Annotated in this window: 4 protein-coding genes; 2 read left to right on the top strand and 2 right to left on the bottom strand. The window is 49.9% G+C overall.

Features of this window, described 5'->3' with window-relative positions; genetic code table 11:
• Positions 1–87: 87 nt before the first annotated feature.
• Positions 88–1,071 carry a transposase gene (locus ACOMHB_RS22785; RefSeq protein WP_448218342.1) on the bottom strand — a complete coding sequence of 328 codons (984 nt, stop codon included), beginning with the start codon at positions 1,069–1,071 and terminating at the stop codon, positions 88–90.
• Between the two features lie 228 nt (positions 1,072–1,299).
• Complete coding sequence (locus tag ACOMHB_RS22780) at positions 1,300–9,249, bottom strand: AAA family ATPase (protein ID WP_448218341.1); 7,950 nt, start codon at positions 9,247–9,249, stop codon at positions 1,300–1,302.
• Between the two features lie 266 nt (positions 9,250–9,515).
• Here ACOMHB_RS22780 and ACOMHB_RS22775 point away from each other — a divergent pair, with 266 nt between their 5' ends.
• Both ACOMHB_RS22775 and ACOMHB_RS22770 read left to right on the top strand, forming a co-directional pair.
• Positions 9,516–16,874 (top strand): AAA family ATPase, encoded by a 7,359-nt coding sequence (locus ACOMHB_RS22775; RefSeq protein WP_448218340.1) that lies wholly within the window; start codon positions 9,516–9,518, stop codon positions 16,872–16,874.
• 314 nt (positions 16,875–17,188) lie between these two features.
• Positions 17,189–20,641 carry an AAA family ATPase gene (locus tag ACOMHB_RS22770; protein WP_448218339.1) on the top strand — a complete coding sequence of 1,151 codons (3,453 nt, stop codon included), beginning with the start codon at positions 17,189–17,191 and terminating at the stop codon, positions 20,639–20,641.
• Positions 20,642–20,658 lie beyond the last annotated feature (17 nt).

The following is a 20,658-nucleotide window of genomic DNA, read 5'->3' as shown; positions in this document are numbered from 1 at the left end:
CCATGATTCAGACAACACAAAACTATTCCGACTTAAAGTCGAGGAGAGATAAAGAGAAAGTGTTTAATTTCTTAACTGCCTTCTGCACTAACCTGTCAGGTACAAACGACTACAGACATTTAAACCTCGAAGCCACTTCTGTCCCGCTTCAAGTGCATAAGCCTTCATCGCCTCCAGACGGCCAACTGCCCGATAAAAACGATTATTCCATTGCATGGTTTTCATCCACTCATCCGGATCAATTTCCAGTCTTTCAAGAATACGAGGGATATGCGACGGGATGGAACCTTTCTTATCTGTTCTGACAATGCGACCACTCCAGTCAACCAGTTCCAGATAGTCGTGAAGAAGGTAGGGAAGGGCAACGTCCGTATTCTGGCCCTGCGAACAAAAAGGTTTCAGGGTCAGCGGCTGCTTTTTAGTCTCAGAATGTGTAACCTGCTCCACGCGTTCCTGAATCGACGTGTAGTCTGATGCTTCCGGTGTTTCCACCTTTCCAGCCCGAATCGGATTCAAGTCAACATAGGTCATGCAGGTCAGTAACGCTGCTTCGTCCAGCAATGCCTGGCTTTTAAAGCGTCCTTCCCAGAAGCGTCCTTTACACTCGTCTTCTTTATTGGCCTCACGAGCAAGATGTTCATTCAGGCAGCGCATAAACCAGCTGATATCCGTTAAACGACGCCGGTATTCCTCAGCATATTCATCGATACGGGCCAACTCAGCGCTGCCCAGTTTGTCAGCGGCCAGATGCCTTTGCACCAGAAGCGGGCCTGCGAACAAGGTCGTCCAACGATGAAGCACTTCATTCCGTGACCAGCCTCTGGCAGATGACTGATTGATGTGCAAAACCACATGATAATGATTCGACATGACAGCGTAAGCGCAAACTTCGATAGCAAAGACTGAAACCAGTTCCTGAAGTTTATCCACCACCCATTGGCGGCGATGCTCGTAATTCTTGCCAGTCAGGTGGTTCTCTCCGCAGAGGTAAGCCTGACGAACACATCTTGCCATACAGTGGTAATAAGGCGTTGAGCCGGGGTCAATCAGAGTATTGCGAGCTTGGGCCATGAACTCACCTGTCTGGGTAAAAAATCAGTGATGGGTGAAAAAGTAGACCAGGTGGATGGGAAAGCAAATTTATGGGTGTCTTTTTTTCTTTTTTTTCTTTTTTCTTAAACAAATTTATGGGTGTCTTTTCTTCTTTTCTTCTTTTTTTCTTTTTTCTTGGGTGTCTTTTTTTTTTGTGGGTGTCTTTTTTTCTTTTTTTTCTTTTCTTTTTTTTTCTTTTTTTCTTTATCAGGTCTCTAATGACTCATAAAGCGAGATCAAATTCACGCTGCTCAAAAATTCTTTGGCGATGGCTGCCAGCATACCGGGTTTGAGCACCAGAGCATTACTGACGTTGAGTGCTTGCCTTAAGTAGGCATCTTTAAACCTGTGCTCACATTCGCGAGAGCTATCAATTTCAGACATCATGGCGTATAGCTCTTTTGGTGAGGATGGAGCATGAGTGCCATAGTTGTCGCTCTCCTGAGTCTCAGACCCTATGCGAGCTTCGGCCCAACAATACATTAAGCTACTGCCTTTCGAGTGTGTTACTCCATACAGGTAATGACAGAAGGCCTGTTGTATCGCTTTCTTGCATTTGTCTTTTAAATGATTCAAAAGTTCTTTGTCCTTTGATGACGAAGTAAGGGTCTTTAAACTAAGGGTGTAATTATTCAGGAGTTCATTCCGTTTTTTCTTATATTCCTCTTTTTGAGCCTGAGATTGTGTATTGCCCCCAGCTTCCCTGAATGCTTTGTCCAATGCTCGCAAGTTATGGGCGCATTGATCGCTGTTTACATGATTTTTATTGATTCTTTCCAATACCGCCTTCAAATCGGGGGTGTTCTTGATTTTTAGTTGAAACAGGGCTTCGATTTTTTCATTACTCACACTGTCTTGCCAGGAAGGTTGCCCCAGGATAATTACCGGACGGTGGTTTGTCTGCCCTGAGATGAACTTCGAAAATGCGGGTTGTTGCGCCAGCATTCGTTCTATATCAGGAACTCCCTCAGGTTGTTCCGTCCAGGCACTTTTTACAGATTGACTGGCAATGTTCTCTTCAAGCAGTCGCGAAAACCCGCCATGCCGATGTTCGACGAACATGACATCACCTTCTCTCTCCAGGAAGTCTTTATAAGCTAACTGCCATACCTGGTTATTTTTTTCCCTGGACAAAAATTCCTGATACCACTTTTTCAGGCAACGGGTGGCTTTAACCTTCAGTGCATCGATTTTTTGCAGACGCACCAACAGATCGTGATGTTCATGAGCCCCCACCATATCGGTCGGCAGTGGATCCAGCCAACCCAATGTCAGTGCTTCATGGGCAAGGCGAATAGTCGAACTATTTATACAAGGGAATTTCAGTATATCCACTATTGCACTCAACCACTTTTGTGGGCTTACTCCGGCCTGATCAATCAATTTTGAATGGAGTGACTTGAGTGGTTCAGTGACCTGATCTTCATGCCTGAAGATCAATAATTCTTTTACTACTTCTGACACAGGTTTAGTGTTATGCCTATCGCCGCGAATAATATGACTGGGAGGCAGATCCTCGTGACCAGTCCAAAGACTATTAATGAGAGATTTATCGTCGTAGTCGAACCAAGGCTTACTATCGGGAAATCCATTCTTGCGATTGGGGTGAGTCTCACTACTGAGCAATTCATGCTTGACATCGCTCAATTCTTTTGTATCCAGCGACTCAATCATTGCGACGCCCAATGAAAAACTGGCTAAATCTTTTCGCCTCCAAAGTTCCTTAAGTACTTCGAGAGTGTCTAGTTGGGATACCGGCAATGTAGTGTCTTGCTCAAGGGCTTTGCTCAATTCCTCAGGGCTCAAACCAATGGCTTGAGCCAGAGCTGCCTTTTGTGCTAAATCAGCATCTTTCAGGATATCCTTGATTTTCTTCGACTGAGTGCCAGAACCACTGACCTGCTTGCGAGGCTGGAACTTGGACAGGATGTTTATATCCCGAGTAGGCGCCCCGCCCAAATCCGCTGACTCCCAGGTTTGGCCTCTATCTGCAGAAAACTCTGCAAAGGCATGGGTATAGCTTCTGATTTTCCGACATGGAATCCCAAAATAACGACAAAGAGCAACAAACACAGGCACACGATGACGACAGCGCCCCTGCCGTTGTGCTACCAGGAAGTGAAAGTAATTTTTCGTTTTTTTCGGCTCAGCCTTACCGGAAAACTGTTTACAATAGTCCCTGATCGCCATAATGCGTTGCCTTGTATTTTTGGCGTCTTTTATGTTCTGCAAAGGTATCTGTACTTCGGTTGGTTGCCCCTTAATGTTATCAAACACTTCCTTCAGTACGCTTCTCATCCCTTCTGAACAGCGGGTGTCAAAACGTGTTGATTGTGCGGGTCGGACTTCTTCAACAGGTGTTTTTTTGCCCGCTTTTCTGGATTCTACGATATAAGCCAATTCAATATTCTGGTTGTCTTTGGCTTCCGGAATAAACAGTGTGTGAAGCCCGGTATATCGATCCCTGAGCAGGGTATATGAAAAACCGGGTTTCATACGCAGGGCCACGATATAGTCTTTAGTCGTCAGGCTGGGCAATTTAAGCTGACCATTTTTTGATGGCCAGGTAAAAGTTGCCAGCGTTTGATCTCTGGCCAATATCACTTCCTGGTCAGGCTCTGGCAACCTTGCAGGTACGAGGACTTCGGCTCCCTGTACGTGTTGATCATTAATACTGATCTGTTTGACATTGCCCTCAGGAGACACATAAACATCCTCTGCCAACAGGCGCATCATTGCGGAAGGAAACTGCGTCGTATCAAAAATTTTATATTCCTTAACGGTTGGCCTTTCCTGGTTCTCATAATTCGTTTTCCGGTCCAACTTCGGAGCCTTTTCCAGGTGGGCCTCTGGAAGGTATTTTTCAGGAGTTTTATCAGCGCTGGCAGGCAAAGTTTTGTTAACAGGTTGTGGCTCACGGTTCGTTCTCTGATCCACTGCCGGAACCTGTTGCTCCTGAACTTTTGGCATGTTTTGTTCAGGCGTTTTATCAGAGCTGATAGTCGATACTTCATTAACGGGTTGTGGCTCACGGTTCGTTCTCTGATCCAGTGCCGAAGCCTGTTGCTCCCGAACTTTTGGCAAGTTTTGTTCAGGCGCTTTATAAGCGCTAACAGCTGGAGTTTCGTTAATAAAATCGTCTACAAAATGGTTCAGCAGACCACTGATTTGACGCCAGAATGCAGGCCACCATTGAACTTCACCGGCTTCCCATGCTTCTATCCGCTGATCAGCTGTCTGAAGATAAGGCTGGTTAATAGACAATTTCAGCGTTTGTGACTCTTCTTCCGTCAGGGGGAATAGGCTACTGGCGTCCACGCCCGACTGGCCAAACTGACGATCAAACCAGCATTGCTGCCAGTGTCGGTAAAGTGCCCGGGTGAGAATGTCGTCCGACTCGTCCGGCTTCAGGGAAAGACCGGATGCCTGCCATTCTGCCTGAGCTATCCCCTTGATGATTTCCGTTTTGGCTTCCTCCGGAGTCAGTTGGGTCTTAATACGAATTTCATGGTTTTTGTCATCAATACTGTTGCAATCACTTTTTCGTATCAGCCACGGACGACTAATGCCCGATACCATTTGATTGAACCAACGGCAAAGTCCGGAACTAAATTCACTTTTCTCCATGGCAAGAGCCGGTGACTCGTGCAGTTTCTCCAGTGATATATTGGCAGCCATCAGGTAAAGCCGGTAGTGCTGATTGAGGCATTGATGAACGGCTTTTTCGCTAAAATCGCCTCCTGCGAAGACGGCCCTGGCGACATTTTGTAAATCGAGGCTGGTCGGCTGCAATGGCAGTTTTCTGCCTTGCAGATGAGCCCTTAAAAGACAATGTTTTTCTGTTAGCTTTTTAGCGGCGGATGTCCCTTCTGAGGACTCTGGCAACACTTTCCCGGCGATGGTTTGTAATTCTGCCGGGTTGTATTGCCGGATGGGCAAATGTCGAAAACGCCCTTTCAGCGCCGGTGATAAGGGTTTTCGCCCGCTGTATTCTGGCGGGTTGATGGTGGCGAACAGGTGGAAGCCCGGATGGGCGTCACCGGCCAGAATATCGTTTAACTCACCTTCCAGATGTTGGCTGTCGATCAGGTTCATTTCTGAAATCACCACGATGCCGCCTTCCAGTTTTGCTTTCTGGATTACTTCACACAGTTGCTCCCAGGAACAATCACAGGCATTCAGTAGATGGACCTCTGGCATGGATTCTTGCCTTAGTCTGGCCTGCTGTTTGGCGCTTTCAATCACCAGGTTCAGCGTGGCATCCTTACCCCGTCCGGCCGGGCCTTCAATCAGGGTCGCCTGACGGCCGTCGTGTTTTATCTCGTGATGATAAGCCTGCTGACAGCGACTTAAATCCTGTCCAAGCTGTTGCGCCAGTTCAATGACTGCCGATCCGGAGGTATCAAACTCAGGTCGGTTTTTTTCGGTGTATTCCATGAAGGGCTGCTGTATATCATTCAGGTTCTGTGTACGAACTTTGTCGTTCAGGGTGTTGTCCAGTTGATAACGGGCAGCAAACCAGATTTCCAGTGCCAAAAGTGCATCCTGATGAGTCTCGGTGATTTCGGGACCCAGCACATCCCGAAAACTTTGCCGGATCAGACTGTTCACTTGCTTACAGCTAACACTGTCTCCTTTAGATAACCCACGGTCCAGATACCAGCCCACCCAACTGCAGATATCCGTTAAATCCCTGGGGGTAAACTCATGCTCGGGCAACAGTTCCTGATAGTACCGCCAAAGTGCCATCACACTCTCGGTGGCTTCATGTGCAATCTTGTTGATTTGGTCGTAGTCCTGCAGATGCCGCTGTAGCTGCCTGACCAGAGCCGGTTCCACTACTCTGTCCCGAAGGAAAGCCTGGTCCAGGCGGGGATAGTAAGCCCTGGACAGTTTCTCTTTCAGGGCCGGGTCGAGCTGGCGCCCGGCGTAATGATTCGGGTTACCGGTGAGAATCACCCGGTGTTTTGGGCCGACCTTGACAGGTTGACCGTCTATATAGATACAGGGTTCTGGTTCCCATAAGCCATTCAATGATGCCAGCAACCCTGCTTTGGCCAGGTTGGCTTCATCCAGTACCAGGGTGACATAGTGTCCGTCTTTGTCGGACGGGGTATTGGCCCATTCCATCAGAGCCCGGTTTTGCTGTGCCATAGAGCGATCGCCATCGGCGTACTTTTTCCAGTACCAGTGTTTCATCAGGGTCTGTTCGCTGTCGGAAGGTCCAAGGGAAATGACCGCAGCCTGTCCTGAGGCCTTTGCCATTTTGGCGGAAAAGTAGCTTTTCCCGGTGCCGGTTTCTCCCTCAAGGAATAGAACGGGAGAGTCCGTAAGCCGGTCATGGAGCCGGGATAATCGACGGATTTCACGATCCTCCTGACTCATCTCGCCGTGATAAAGATCCCGGGCCAGTGCTGACAATGGCCTATAAGCAGAACCCGGCTGTAGCGAATCGGACAGTCGATTTTCTATGCGTTCAATGCTTTCTGCGGGATTCTCTGTGACATATTCTCCTCTGGCAATGTGGAAACAATCGATGGCCAGGGCGTGAATGGCATCGGATCGGGTCTGCCCCGGTAGTAAAGGTAAGTGCCAGCCGCAAGCCAGTGCATCTTGCAAACGTTTAATCTGCCTTGCTGGCCTGATGGCCAACGATTGCCAGGGCTTTGCTGCCGCCGGACTTATTTCCAACTGATACGCTATGGCATCTCGTTGATGTTCGGGCACATGGGCCAGAATTATGGCAGAGAGCCTGTCGAGAACGTCTGCTTCACTCCACTCTGGAAATGGACTTTTATAGGACAGTCGTAATTCGTTACCTTTAAATACTGCCGGGTCAAAGGCTCTGGCCAGTGACCACAGGTTCTGTTCCACAAACACTCTATTCAATGGCAGGGCACTGTTGATGATGGCGTTTAACCGATCCGGGTCTACCGAGGCGGTTTGATCCTTATCCGGTTTCTCATCAGCATCCGGCGTCTTATCCGGTAACAACTGCCAGCAAGCCACTTTCATAAAATCACGCACGGACTGATGCTGGCGGGTGCCATGGGTGACGACGCTATCGATGGCCTTGCGCCAGTGGCGAGGTAAAAGCTGTGAGGCATGGTCAACCTGCTGTGCTCGTTGGGCTGCCAGTATCAGGTTATTCAACAACCCTTTGGTCATTTCAGGCAAAGGGTTACAAAGGCCGCCAGGGACGGTTTCAAACGCCTGGTAAAGTTGCTTAAGCGCTTGTTCTGGCAGTTCAGTCCGGGAGATACCATGCTTGCGGGCATTGATATCCCAGAGATCGACCTCGGGACACGGCTTACCCGCAGCAACCAGCGAACGAAATACTGGCGATGGGCTTATCGCAGACTCAGGCCAGAGCAGGGTGACATGAGCCCGGGGGTAGGCCTGTAATTGGCCATTGACCAGCAGAGGCTGACCCATCATCAGAGGTTCCAACAGCTGCGCCAGGGATGGATTTTGTTCGAGCCCCAGGAATGCCACTGGCTTGCCAGCAATTAATGCCTTCTGCAAGTCACTCTGGCGTCGTTCAAAATACGCCTTTTGTTCTGAGGTGATATAGAGATTATCAAATAGCTGACTTAAGCAAGTCTGTTCATTGACCCGGATGACCAGAGGTGCTCCCCGGTGATCATTGATCCATTGGCTTGCCTCGGCATGTTGCCGATAAGTGACTGCTTCAAAGGCATCATGATCTTTGATTTTTTTCTGTTGCTGATGGTTCCCGAACAAAGGGCGCTCATCTGTTTCTGTCAATCCCAGGGCTTCCGGCTGCTGTTTCCAGTGGGCTACCTGAAGTCGGGGCTTCAGGCCGGTGGTCGCGCGAATAGTCGCCAATGAGCCCAGCAAACGAAACCAGAGTGCCTTAGTGAGGGGCGAGGTTACAGTGACGACACCACCCGCTCGAACCTGTTCCAACAGACAGGTGTTAGGGACTGCATAGCCTTCCGGGGCAATGGCAATGGGGTTCAGCCATTGGGCAATATTACTCTGGTTAATAATGATCGGGCTTCCTGACGCGTTCTCTCTGTTGTCATCTTCTTTGACACCTTCTCTGGTAAGAGAGTGGGACAGACTTTGAAACAGTGAATGAAGCTCGTCATCCCCTACCGGCATCTGGTAAAACTGAACATCGTCGGGTAACGGACAGATCTTGCCATTGCTTTCAAAACACTTTTTCGCCAGCATTTGCCGAATCGTCTGTTCAAAGGCCAGATCACGGCAGTTGGCCCCTTTCAGAATCACCCGTTGTCCGGCTTTCAAACACTCAAGCCTGCCGGGGATGTGCCGGATTCGACCCTCTTGATCCACTCCGGGACCGCCCAGCAGCAACTGTCGCCAGTGACCGTGCAAATGGCAGTCAATTAAAACGGTATTGCCGTCTTCCATAGCACTTTCGGCAGAGGGGAGTTCAGTCAATACCGGAGGAACTTTATCGATATCCATCGATGAATCATTGGCGGTCTGTGCCTTGAACTGCCAGGTATTTCCCGGACGATTAATTCGCCGCCAGAAATCGGCACCCGGAGCGCCAACCGACCTCAACTGTTCAGGGTCTGCCAGGACCAATAGAGAAGCATGCCCGCCAAGGGGGCGTTTTTTCTGGCTGATTTTGTCATACAGACAGGGGTTATCCGGGTCCAGCAGATCGTTAAATTTGGGCAGTTCTTCGCTGGTGAGCTGTCGGATATCCATCACCAGAGTGAATGGCTGTGAACCTTCAAACAGCTTGCCCGAGCGCAAAGTATGACGACCCTCTTCGGAAATGCTCAGCCGACTCACCAGGTTAGCCTGTGAGAGGTCATCGGGGTGGGAAATAACAGTAACATCTTCATTACAGGTTCTGGCAGTCAAAAGCTGTCGAACTTCATCATCACTGGCGACAAAACGAAAATCGAAGGAATGAGTCGCCTTTGGCAGCGAGGAATTCGTTGAAGAGACGGTTCTGACTTTGTCAGGCACCGTCTCCAAAGATGGCGATCTTTTTAGTTTGGACCTTACTTCAGAGCAGCTTCTTACAGTCTTCTCTTGTTCTGATAATAAATCCAGCTTTGCTATCTTGGCTGCCACGCCATGCCCGCCATGATCAAGAAGGTTAGGATCCAGAGCGTGTTTTTTTGTACCTTCATCAATCTGACCATCCATAGTCAATCTCCTTACTGCGATCTGAAGAACCAAGTTGAAGTTGTTATATATTTTGACCTTAAGATTAAACGTAAGTTCCATTTAAATAGAGAGCCGCAACCATGGCAGATGCGACGGCCTCACCTGATTCAGTGCAGCCGAACAGCAGGCTGGGCAACCCTATAGAGGGGTAACAGTCAAAATCGAACTTTAATCCCATCCTAAGGTCAAACAATCAATCAGTTTCAATACAGTTCTTCAAAAGACATCAGGAAGGGAGATTGACCATGGATGGTGGAATAAGGGAAATAAACAAATCGGTTTTTGATAGTGGCTCTGATACTGGCGTACCATCCAAGAAACCAAAGCTGGAATTATCAGCAAATGATGTCGGGATCTGCTCTGATGTCATGGCCAAACTCAATGTATCGTCACCTCAGATTAAGTCACCCGACCGGACAAGAACCGTATCCTCAACGGATTCCTCATTCTGCAAGACCCCTCATGCCTTCGATTTTCGTTTTGTCACCAATGATGATGACGTTCGTCGGCTTTTAGTTGCTCAGACCTGCGATGAACATCGGGATGTCACCCTTATTTCCCACCCCGATGAGCTCTCACAGGCTAATCTGGTGAGCCGGTTGAGCATTTCCGAAGAGGGTCGCCACACCCTTTATCCGGGCAAACTCTTTGAAGGTTCGCAGCCACTCACCCTGGTGATCGATATCCGAAAGCTCACCAGCGAGGATCTGCCCAAATTTAACGACCTGCTGGACCCGGATAACCCCTGTCTGTACGACAAAGTCAGCAAGGAGAAGCGCCCCCTGGGCGAGCATGTTGCTCTGCTGGTGCTGGCAGACCCTGAACAGTTGAGACCGGTTGGCAGGCTTGAGGATATACCGGGGGCCGGTGCCCCGGGGGCTGACTTCTGGCGGCGAATTAATCGACCGGACAATACCTGGCAGTTGGACGCAAAAACCGGCAATGATCCATCGATGGAGATCGACGAGGTTCCAAAGCTACTGGCTGAACTCCCCTCTGCCGAAACTGTCATGGACGACAATACCCTTCTAATTAACTGCCACTTGCACAGTCACTGGCGACAGTTGCTGCTGGGTGGCCCCGGTGTGGATAAACAGGGACGAATCCGGCATATCCCCGGCAGGCTTGAGTCATTGAGGAGCGGACAGCGGGTGATTCTGAAAGGAGCTGACTGGGAAGATCTCGCCTTTGAACAGACCATTCGACAGATGCTGGCGCACCAGTGCTTTGAGAGTAATGGGAAGATCTGTCCATTACCCGACGATGTTCAGTTTTATCAGATGCCGGTTGGGGATGACGAGCTTTATTCACTGTTCCAAAGCCTGTCACACTCTCATGAAAAAAAATGTGACAAAGGACTTGATAAAAAGCACGCACCTCAAAACCCAATCGTTATTAACCAGAATAATATCAGGGAATGGCTGAGCCCCATTGCCATTCACCCGGAAGGCATTGCAGTTCCTAATACCAGCCTGCTGGAACAGGTTCGGGCCGGTGGTGCAGTTACCGTAACCTCTCCCCTGACTGAGACTCTCTGGTTTCGTTTGCTGGGTTCATTGCAGTCGATTCGCGAGACAACTGGGGTAGAGCCGCTGCTTCAGGTGGCTCATTCAAAACATCAGCCGAAAGCTCTGGGATTGGCAGAAAATAATGAGCAGCCTCTGTCTTACCTGCAGGAAAAAATGAGGGCTCGCTCCGCCTTTAATACCTTCACCCATCAGCAAGCTGCCCAGGCCAGCCATTGGCTCAATAATCATCCGGGAACCCCTCTGGTGATCCGGGTCAATGAACAGACCAGTTTCAGCCAGCTATTTGATAATATCCATATCACCTCGGAACAAAAGGCATATTTCGGACGCCGTCAGAGTAAATTGCAGGAGGCATTGACCGCTGGCAAGCCGGTGGTATTGCGGGGGCTGGAAACTAATCCAATTCTTCAGCAGCTTCTGGAGCCTCTGGTTGTTGGCCAACCTCTGCTGGTCAATGGGCAGTTACAGGCCTATCCACAAGCTCATGTCACAATGCTCTGGCCTGAGTCTGTAAAAAGCCCATCGTCAATATTTCGTTCGATGGTTGCCAAGGGTAAGCCCTGTCCTGAGGTGGATCTCTGGGAGATCAATGCCGTCAAACATAGAATCTCCCGGGCTGAACTGCCAGAACAGGCGCTTTATAAACTTTACCAGGCGTTTGAAACCGTACCTGCTCACCTTTGTAACCCGCTACCAGAAATGACCGAAGGGTTGTTGCAAAACCTGATACTGGCCGCCCGGCGGGCACAGCAGGTTGACCAGTCCTTAAAGCTTTTACCCCGCCACTGGCGTAAGGCCATCGATAGCGTTATCACCCATGGCACCCGGCAGAACCCATCAGTACGGGATTTTATGAAAGTGGCCTGTTGGCACTTGTTACCGGATAAGACGCCAGATGAGGATCAAACGGCTTCGGTGGACCCGGATCGTTTAAACGCCATCATCAACAGTTCCCGGCGGTTGGATAGAAAGTTTGTCAGGCAGAACCTGTGGCAACTGGCCAGAGCCTTTGATCAGGCAGTATTTAAAAGCATCGAATTACAACTGGTCTATGAATATCCATTTCCAGCATGGGGCGAAGAAAACGTTCTCGACAGGCTCTGTGCCATGATCCTGGCCCATAGGCCTGAAAAACAACGAGATGCTTTAGCCTATCAGTTCGAAATTGATCCGGAGGAAGCAGAAGAACATCCACCGTTAGCCATCAGACCATCAAGACAGATTAAACGTTTGCAGGATGCACTGGCTTCTGGCTGGCAATTAATTTTGCCATCGGGGCAGACCCTATCCGATGCCCTTCATGCTTTGGCCGCCGATTGTTTTCATGGGGCCAGAACAGCGAATTCCAAGACAGAAGGCATTGAACGTATAAAAAATCGACTGTCTGTATCACTGACATGGCAGGGTTCCGCTGCTATGCCTTTGTCGGCACTGGCCCGGGATCTTTATCACGGCGAGATCAGTCAGAAAGATCGTGAAAGTCGTCGCTTATCCCGACTCCATGAGCGGTTTGCGGACTCTCCCGTTATCTTCCTGCAGGGAGAAACCGGAACCGGGAAAAGTTACTTTGCTGCCAAAATGGCGAAAGCTTCAGGACAGGCTGCGGTGATTTCTCTTGGACCTTCCGACAGCGAACAGACCCTGATGAAACGCTGGCAGTGGCAACAACACGCCGATGGCGACCGCTCTATGGCGCAGCAAAACCGGGCGTTGATGGAATGGGCCAAGACTCCGTCCGAGAAGGATGGACACTATGTCACTCTGGTTGTGGATGAAGCCAACCTGGCCAAAACCGGATTACTGGCATCATTGAACGGCTTATGGGAACCGCAACCTTGCATCTATGTGAATGGCCATCCTGTCAAAGTCAGCCCAAAACACCGGGTGATTCTCACCGGCAACCCGGATCATTACGCCGGGCGCCAAATGGACCCGGCCCTGAAAGAGAAGCTGCCCAGGGCTTACTACCCACGGTTAGACCAGGCATTCCTTCGGGACAGTGTGGTGGAACCGGCCCTGGTCAAGCATTTACAACGGCATCTGCCAGAGCAGCAAATAAACGACATTGCACACAGTGCTACCAAAAGCGTGATGGCACTCTGGCAATATTATCAGGAACTCTTGCCCGACCATGAGTTTACCCCCAGGGATTTAACCGATATCTGCAGCTGGGTGGGCTGGTATCTGGATCGTGCCCTGCCCGCTTGCGGCAGTGTGACCTGTGCGCAAATAAACAGTTTGATCCAACACAGTTTTCGGGACGTACTGGGGCCGGAAATCACTGAAACTCATCAGGATGCCCTGTCGGCACTGGAAATCTGGTTTGCTGCCCGTTACCACCCGAACAATACCCTAAGCGACAGTGTTCGTAACCAGACCCTGTCAGATATTCAGCAGAACTTCTGTACAGTCACCAGAGAATTCCGACCAGACTTTGATACCTCCGGATCGGCAGTCTGTGAGCTGGTGCAATGGCTCGGACAGGATTTAATTCGCTGTCAGCAGGCTTATCACCTCAACAGAAAACACGACGGACGTCAGGCGACACTGATTGAAGGCCCGGCGGGACGGGGCAAGGATGCCACGCTCAACCTGGTGATTGAAAGTGTCAGACAGGAGGCCAGGCGACAGAGAGAGTCCATGCCAGAAGTCTTTTACCTGAATGCCTGCGACTGTTACTGGGACAAAGTGTGTGAAAAGATCCAGAAGGCCAAAATTGAAGGCGGCATCGTGGTGATTTCGGAAATGAATCTGATCGACAGCCAGCATCTGGAAGGGGAGTTAAACGATATTCTGGCCGGTGACGCCCATCCGGGTTTCCACCTGTTTGCCACCATCAACCCGCCTGAGTACAGCGGGCGAAAACCCTTATCACCGGCGCTGAAAGGGCGTTTTCGGCATTTGCCCATCCGGCAGTATAACCCGGCAGAATTGCAGGCCATTGCCGAAAAAGTGTTGCCACAAGACCCGCAGGGAAAAATCGCGGCTAAATGGTTGACTGAGAAACATTGTCGTTTAAGAGCTTACCTGCAACGGGAAAAACTGCCATTACAGCCAACCAGTCTTGATCTGCAGAATGTCGCCAGATCGGTTAACAGAGGGGGTGATTTTAGCGATAAAGCACTCCATCAATCCCTCAATCAGCACTACCGGCTTTATCTGATGGCCGCCAACAGATCGCTGAAGAAACTACCCAATTTATCGGCTCTTGCCATGGGTAAAGGAGCGCCTGAGCCTGAGCTGAGCCATTGGTTCTACCAAACGGTATCGGGCATTGATCGTCCTTGGTTGATTCGACTCAGTGATCGCAACAGCATCGATGAAAAACACCACGAAATCCGTATTACCAGTCATCTGAATAAAGAGGAAGCCAAAACAGAAATTATCAGGATGGTGGCCCAGGCCAGATGGCTGAAATCCGGTCTTTCCCTGAAGCCGAACCAGTCGGACGATATTCTCACCCGGGCACTGTACCGACACTGCCAGCAACACTGGTTTACCCGTGCGTTTGAGGGCACAGGCGTGGATGCCAATAGCGTCTTTCCTCTGACGGAAGAAGAGGAACAAACGCTGAAATTACCCGCTTCCCAGCCTTTTCTTCAGGAAGCTGAGCGGCGGATAAGTGCATGGAACTCCAATGCCATTCAATTGTGGCCCGGGTTTTGGCATCAGCAAATGGGTCAGCCAAGCCATTGGGTTGAGGTTTCTGAAAAATACAATCCGGAAGTTCACGAGAAACAGGCTTCGACATTGGACCAGAACACGAATTATGAGGACCGGGCGAAGCCAAACGTTATCGATTATAAAGTCTTTGATAGCCGAGATCCTTCCCATATGTACCGCTGGTGGGCAAGGGATATTAATGTCACTGTTGAGGGTGACGTCGAACTGATCGACATGAGTGATCAGGACATTCAGAGAGTCGAACCCCTCACGCCTGCACGATTGCCAGAGTATGGTCTGGAAGTGACATTAACCGGATATCAAACGCTGGCGACCCTGAGTATGCGATCAAAAAATGGTCAATATGCATTGCCCAGCCTGACGCCTGACGACTATATCGTGGCCCTGCGTATCAAACCCGATTTGGACTTTAAACTGGTCAGGGATCGATGTACCGGGCTTCACACACTGACTATTCCAGAGGCCAAAGCCAGCCAGAGTATTCTGATCGCTTATATCGTAGAAGAGAGAGAACCGGGCATAAAATCGCCTGATAAAGAGGCCCTGTCAAAACGATTAACAGCTTCTGACACCCACTGTTCAGAAGGCATGAAAAAGGTACTGGACGAACTGTTTGCACCCACCAACCAACACCCAACCGAATTACAGGAGCTTTTGCAGGCCATAAAAAACGCTAAATCCAAGCTACTACGTATTTGTGCGATCAATAACTATTGCAGACAGTTTTCCGGTAAGTCTGAACCAGAGGAAAGTCAGAATTTCTTTCAATTCCTGGTAACAGAGCGGCAAGGTAGCTGTCGTCATCGTGTGCCTGTTTTTGTTGCTTTGTGTCGTTACTTTGGGATTCCCTGTCGGCAAATGGACAATTCTGTCCACTGCTTTGCCGAGTATTCCGAAGATGGAGGCCAAACCTGGAAATCGTTGGATTTGGGCGGGGCCCCTGCGCAGACAATAGAAATCAGTCCTGACTTCCAACCCACCGGGAACTTCAGTGATTACGCCAGGGCATCAAAGAAGATCAGGAATCTGCTGAAAGATCTTCTGAAAAGTGCTGATTCAGCACAACAGCAAGCTCTGGCCAAGGTGTTTGACATGAACCTTGAGGAACTGAAAAAAGCCCTCGAGACAAACCGTCCATTACGGCAAGCCCATATGACTGTTTCCCAAATGGTAGAGAGGCTTTGGAATCAACAAGATTTAGCCGGATTTACCATGGGTGTCTTAATGCTGGAGTCGCTGGAGACAGAAGCCTTGGGCGATGACGAGAAGGCATTGGTCTGTCCCGGGTCCAGAAACCATTATAACGGAAGGCCGATGTCGGACGCAGTAAAAGCAATATTGTCCAACAGTGATGAAGATCAGGTCACTGAACCACTCAAGTCATTACACTCAAAAATCATTGTTCAGGGTGGAGCAAGCCCTCACCAGTGGTTGAAGGCAATGCTGGATATTCTGCACTTAGCCAGACCTTCGGTTACTCTCTTTGCCCGTGAGGCCGTGGCATCGGGTTGGCTTGATCCACTGCCGTACGATAAGAATTATCCCGAGCTGGCCTATGACTTTCATTATCTATTGATGTATATGGAAAAATACTCCGATGAACTGAAAGTTGAAGCCGCCTGTTGCCTGAAAAAGTGGTATCAGACGTTCTTGTCCAGGGAAAAAAATAGCCAGTCATGGCAATTTTTTTATGAACGCTTGCGAGAGAACACAAGTGATACCTCCACCTTTTTCATCACTCATGGTCATGATGGGTTTTCGTCATTCCTTGAAGGTAAAATTGCCAACTCGTCTGTAGAGACCGCCTGGACGGACAATCCTGAGGGCATTCCGAACATAGAACGAATGCTAGTGCACAACCCTGCATTTGTGCAGTTCATTTCCGGCAAGGCAAACCATCGTCCGGTGATTATCACAGGAAAACCTGACTGGGACGCAACATTGATCAAAGACAAGGTCATAGCCCTTTGTCGACAAAAAGTTGAGAAACGCCCGGACTTGCAGCCGTTAGAGGAAGAAAAACTTGTGGATAATTTAAAAGACAAGTGCAAGCAAGCGATTCAGCAGGCCTACAGTCATTATCTGTATGAATTAACACACTCGAAAGGCGGTAGTTTAACGTATTGCTGGATCGATGCTTACAACTGGCGAACCAAAGATAGAGGCAACTATGGCACTCACGATCCCTCTTCACCAGGAGAGCTTTACAGCATGATGTCAGAAATAGACACCTATTCCCTTATGCACGACTGTATTGAGGATACCTACCTGAAGCAGGTACTCAACGCCAATAACGCTCTGGTACTCAAACCCCGTGATATGACAAAAATTGCCGAAGAGTTTTTGAGTACCGTGAATTTGAATTCGCTTTGTGACGCATTGGATACCTGATAACCGTTTGGTCATGTTGAGTTTTTCGAGATCGGAAACTTCCTTTAATGGTTGTTGCCCGGTGCACCCTGGCCTTGTCATCCCCGAGAAGGCGGAGTCCCACTGTTGGCGCTGAATTCCCGCCTTCGCCGGAATGACGAACTCCTCCGCAGGAATGGAAACATTAACTGAGTACCTGATTCAGTGCAGCGGAACAGCAGGCCGGACAACCCTGCAGAGGGGTAACAGTTGAAATGGAACTTTAATCACACCTTACAGGTCTAAACACTAAGAAATTCAACGCAGTCCTTCAGATGTCAGGAGGGAGATTGACTATGGATGGTCAGATTGGCGAAAAAAGAAAAAAACTTGTTATTGAAAGTGGCGTGCCAGCCAAGAGAGAAAATCTGGATTTATCGTCAGAGATTGCAAAGATTTGTCCGGAAGTAAAGTCCAAACTAACTCTATCGCCACCTTCGATGAGGTTGCCTGATAAGGTGAGAACCGTATCCTCAATGGATTCCTCACTCTGCAAGGCCCCTCATGCCTTCGATTTTCGTTTTGTCACCCGTGATGATGAGGTTCGTCAGATTCTGGTTTCCCAGACCTGTGATGACCATCGGGATGTCACCCTTATTTCCCACCCCGATGAGCTCTCACAGGCTAATCTGGTGAGCCGGTTGAGCATTTCCGACGATGGTCGTCAGACTCTGCGTTCAGGCAAGCTGTTTGAGGGTTCGCAACCATTCACCCTGGTGCTGGATATCCGAAAACTTACCAGCGAGGAACTGCCCAAATTTAACGATTTACTGGACCCGAATAACCCCTGTCTGTACGACAAAGTCAGTCAGGAGAAACGCTCTCTGGGCAAACACGTTTCTCTGCTGGTAGTGGCAGACCCTGAGCAGTTGGCATCAGCTGGCAAGCACGACAAATCGCAGGAGGCCGACGCACCGGCGGCAGGCGCTCCGGGTGCTGATTTCTGGCGGCGAATTAATCGACCGGGCAATACCTGGCAGTCTGAACCAAAGACTGACAATATCCCAGCCAAAATTCCTCCGCTGTTGGCTGAACTCCCCTCTGCCGAAGGCGCTATGGATGACGACAATACCGTTCTTATTGACTGTCACCTGCACAACAACTGGCGACAGCTACTGCTGGGCGGCCCCGGTGTGGATAAAAAGGGACGGATACGGCACATCCCCGGCAGCCTTGAGTTATTGAGGGCCGGACAACGGGTGATTCTGAGAGGGGCTGACTGGCAGGATCTGGCCTTTGAACAGACCATTCGCCAGATGCTGGCGCAGCAGAGCTTTGAGAGCAATGGCAAGGTCTGCCAGTTACCCGACAATGTTCAGTTTTATCAGATGCCGGTAGCGGATGACGAGATTCACTCTCTGTTCCGAAGCCTGTCTCACTCTCGTGACAAAGAGAGTGACAAAGAAGATCACAAAGAGCAGGCACCACGAAACCCGATCATCATTAACCAAAGTAATATTGCTCAATGGCTGAACCCGATTGCCATCGCCCCGGAAGGCTACGCAGTAGCCAATACCTGCCTGCTGGAACAGGTTCGGGCCGGTGGCGCAGTTACCGTGACGTCTCCCCTCACTGAGTCACTCTGGTTTCGTTTGCTGGGTTCATTGCAGACGATTCGCGAGACGACCGGCCTGAAGCCCCGACTTCAGCTGGCCCATTGGAAACAGCAGCCCAAAGCCCTGGGATTGACAGAAAGTGATCAGCATCCTCTGTCCAGCCCAAAGGAAAAAGCCGGAGATCACGCCACCTTTAATTTCGTCACTTATCAGCAGCACGCCCAGGCAAGTCTCTGGATCAATTATCATCAGCCAGCCCCTCTGGTCATCCAGATCAATGAACAGACCAGCTTCAGCCAGCTGTTTGATAATATCCATATCACCTCGGAACAAAAGGCCCATTTTGGACACCGTAAGACTGCATTGCAGGAGGCATTGACCACTGGCAAGCCGGTAGTATTTAGAGGGCTGGAAAGTAATCCAACGCTTCAGCAGCTTCTGGAACCCCTGGTAGTCAGGCAACCTCTGCTGGTGAACGGCCAGTTACAGGCCTATCCAAAGGCTCATATAACATTGCTCTGGCCTGAGTCAGCGAAAAGCCCGTCTTCAGTATTTCATTCGATGGTTGCCACGGGTGAGCCCTGTCCTGAAATCGATCTCTGGGAGATCAATGTCGTCAGGCATGAAATCTCACGGGCTGAGCTGCCAGAACAGGCGCTTCACTCACTTTACAGAGCATTTGAAACCGTACCCGGCGATCTTTGTAACCCTTTACCTGAAATAACCGCAGGGTTGTTGAATAACCTGATACTGGCTGCCCGGCGAGCGCAGCAGGTTGACCAGTCCTTACAGCTTTTACCCTGCCACTGGCGCAAGGCCATTGATAGCGTCATCACCCATGGTACCCGGCAGAACCCATCAGTACGGGATTTTATGAAAGTGGCCTGCTGCCACTTGTTACCGGATAAAACGCCGGATGCCGATGAAAAACCGGATGAGGATCAAACCGCCTCGGTAGACCCGGATCGGTTAAACACCATCATCAACAGTGCCCTGCCTTTAGATAGATCGTTTGTGCAACAGAACCTGTGGTCACTGGCCAGAGCCTTTGACCCGGCCGTATTTAAAGGTAACGAATTACAACTGTCCTATAAAAGTCCATTTCCAGAGGGGGGTGAAGCAGACGCTTTTGACAGGCTCTCTGCCATGATCCTGGCCTATATGCCCGAACATCAACGAGATGCCATAGCGTATCAGTTGGAAATAAGTCCGGCGTCAGCAAAGCCCTGGCAATCGTTGGCCATCAGGCCAGCAAGGCAGATTAAACGCTTGCAAGATGCACTGACTTCTGGCTGGCAGTTATCTTTGCTATCGAGGCAGACCCGATCCGATGCCATTCACGCCCTGGCTAGTGATTGCTTTCATAGGGCCAGAACAGCGAATTCTGAGGCAGAAGGCATTGAACGCATAGAACATCGACTGGCTGAATCACTGATATGGATGGGTTCTGCGGATAACCCCTTGTCAGCACTGGCCCGGGATCTTTATCACGGCTCAATGAACCAGAAGGATCGTGAAAGTCGACGCTTATCCCGACTCCATGACCGGTTTGCGGATTCTCCCGTTATCTTCCTGCAGGGAGAAACCGGCACCGGGAAAAGTTACTTTTCCGCCAAAATGGCGAAGGCTTCGGGACAGGCTGCGGTCATTTCTCTGGGACCCTCTGACAGCGAACAGACCCTGATGAAACGCTGGCAGTGGCAACAAAACACCAATGGCGACCGCTCTATGGCGCAGCAAAACCGGGCATTGATGGAATGGGCCAATACCAAATCCGACAAAGACGGAGCATACATCACCCTGTTGCTGGATGAGGCTAATTTGGCCCAAGCCGGATTGCTGGCATCATTGAACGGCTTATGGGAACCGCAACCCTGCATCTATGTCAATGGTCATCCTGTCAAGGTCAGCCCAAAACACCGGGTGATTCTCACCGGTAACCCGGATCATTACGCCGGGCGCCAAATGGACCCGGCCCTGAAAGAGAAACTGCCCAGGGCTTACTACCCCCGGTTAGACCAGGCATTTCTTCGGGACAGAGTGGTGGAACCCGCTCTGGTCAAGCATTTACAAGAGTATTTGCTGGAGCACCAAATAAACGACATTGCACACAGCGCGAGCAACAGTGTGATGACACTCTGGCAATATTATCAGGAACTCTTGCCCGTCCATGAGTTTACCCCAGGGATTTAACGGATATCTGCAGTTGG

The sequence above is a fragment of the Endozoicomonas sp. 2B-B genome (assembly GCF_053470045.1).
Note: the sequence above shows the minus strand (reverse complement) of the source record. Positions and strands in the feature narration are given on the sequence as shown.

Coding starts and splice junctions, on each gene's coding strand:
- ACOMHB_RS22785 (WP_448218342.1), bottom strand. CDS start 1,071: ATGGCCCAAGCTCGCAATACTCTGATTGACCCCGGCTCAACGCCTTAT.
- ACOMHB_RS22780 (WP_448218341.1), bottom strand. CDS start 9,249: ATGGATGGTCAGATTGATGAAGGTACAAAAAAACACGCTCTGGATCCT.
- ACOMHB_RS22775 (WP_448218340.1), top strand. CDS start 9,516: ATGGATGGTGGAATAAGGGAAATAAACAAATCGGTTTTTGATAGTGGC.
- ACOMHB_RS22770 (WP_448218339.1), top strand. CDS start 17,189: ATGGATGGTCAGATTGGCGAAAAAAGAAAAAAACTTGTTATTGAAAGT.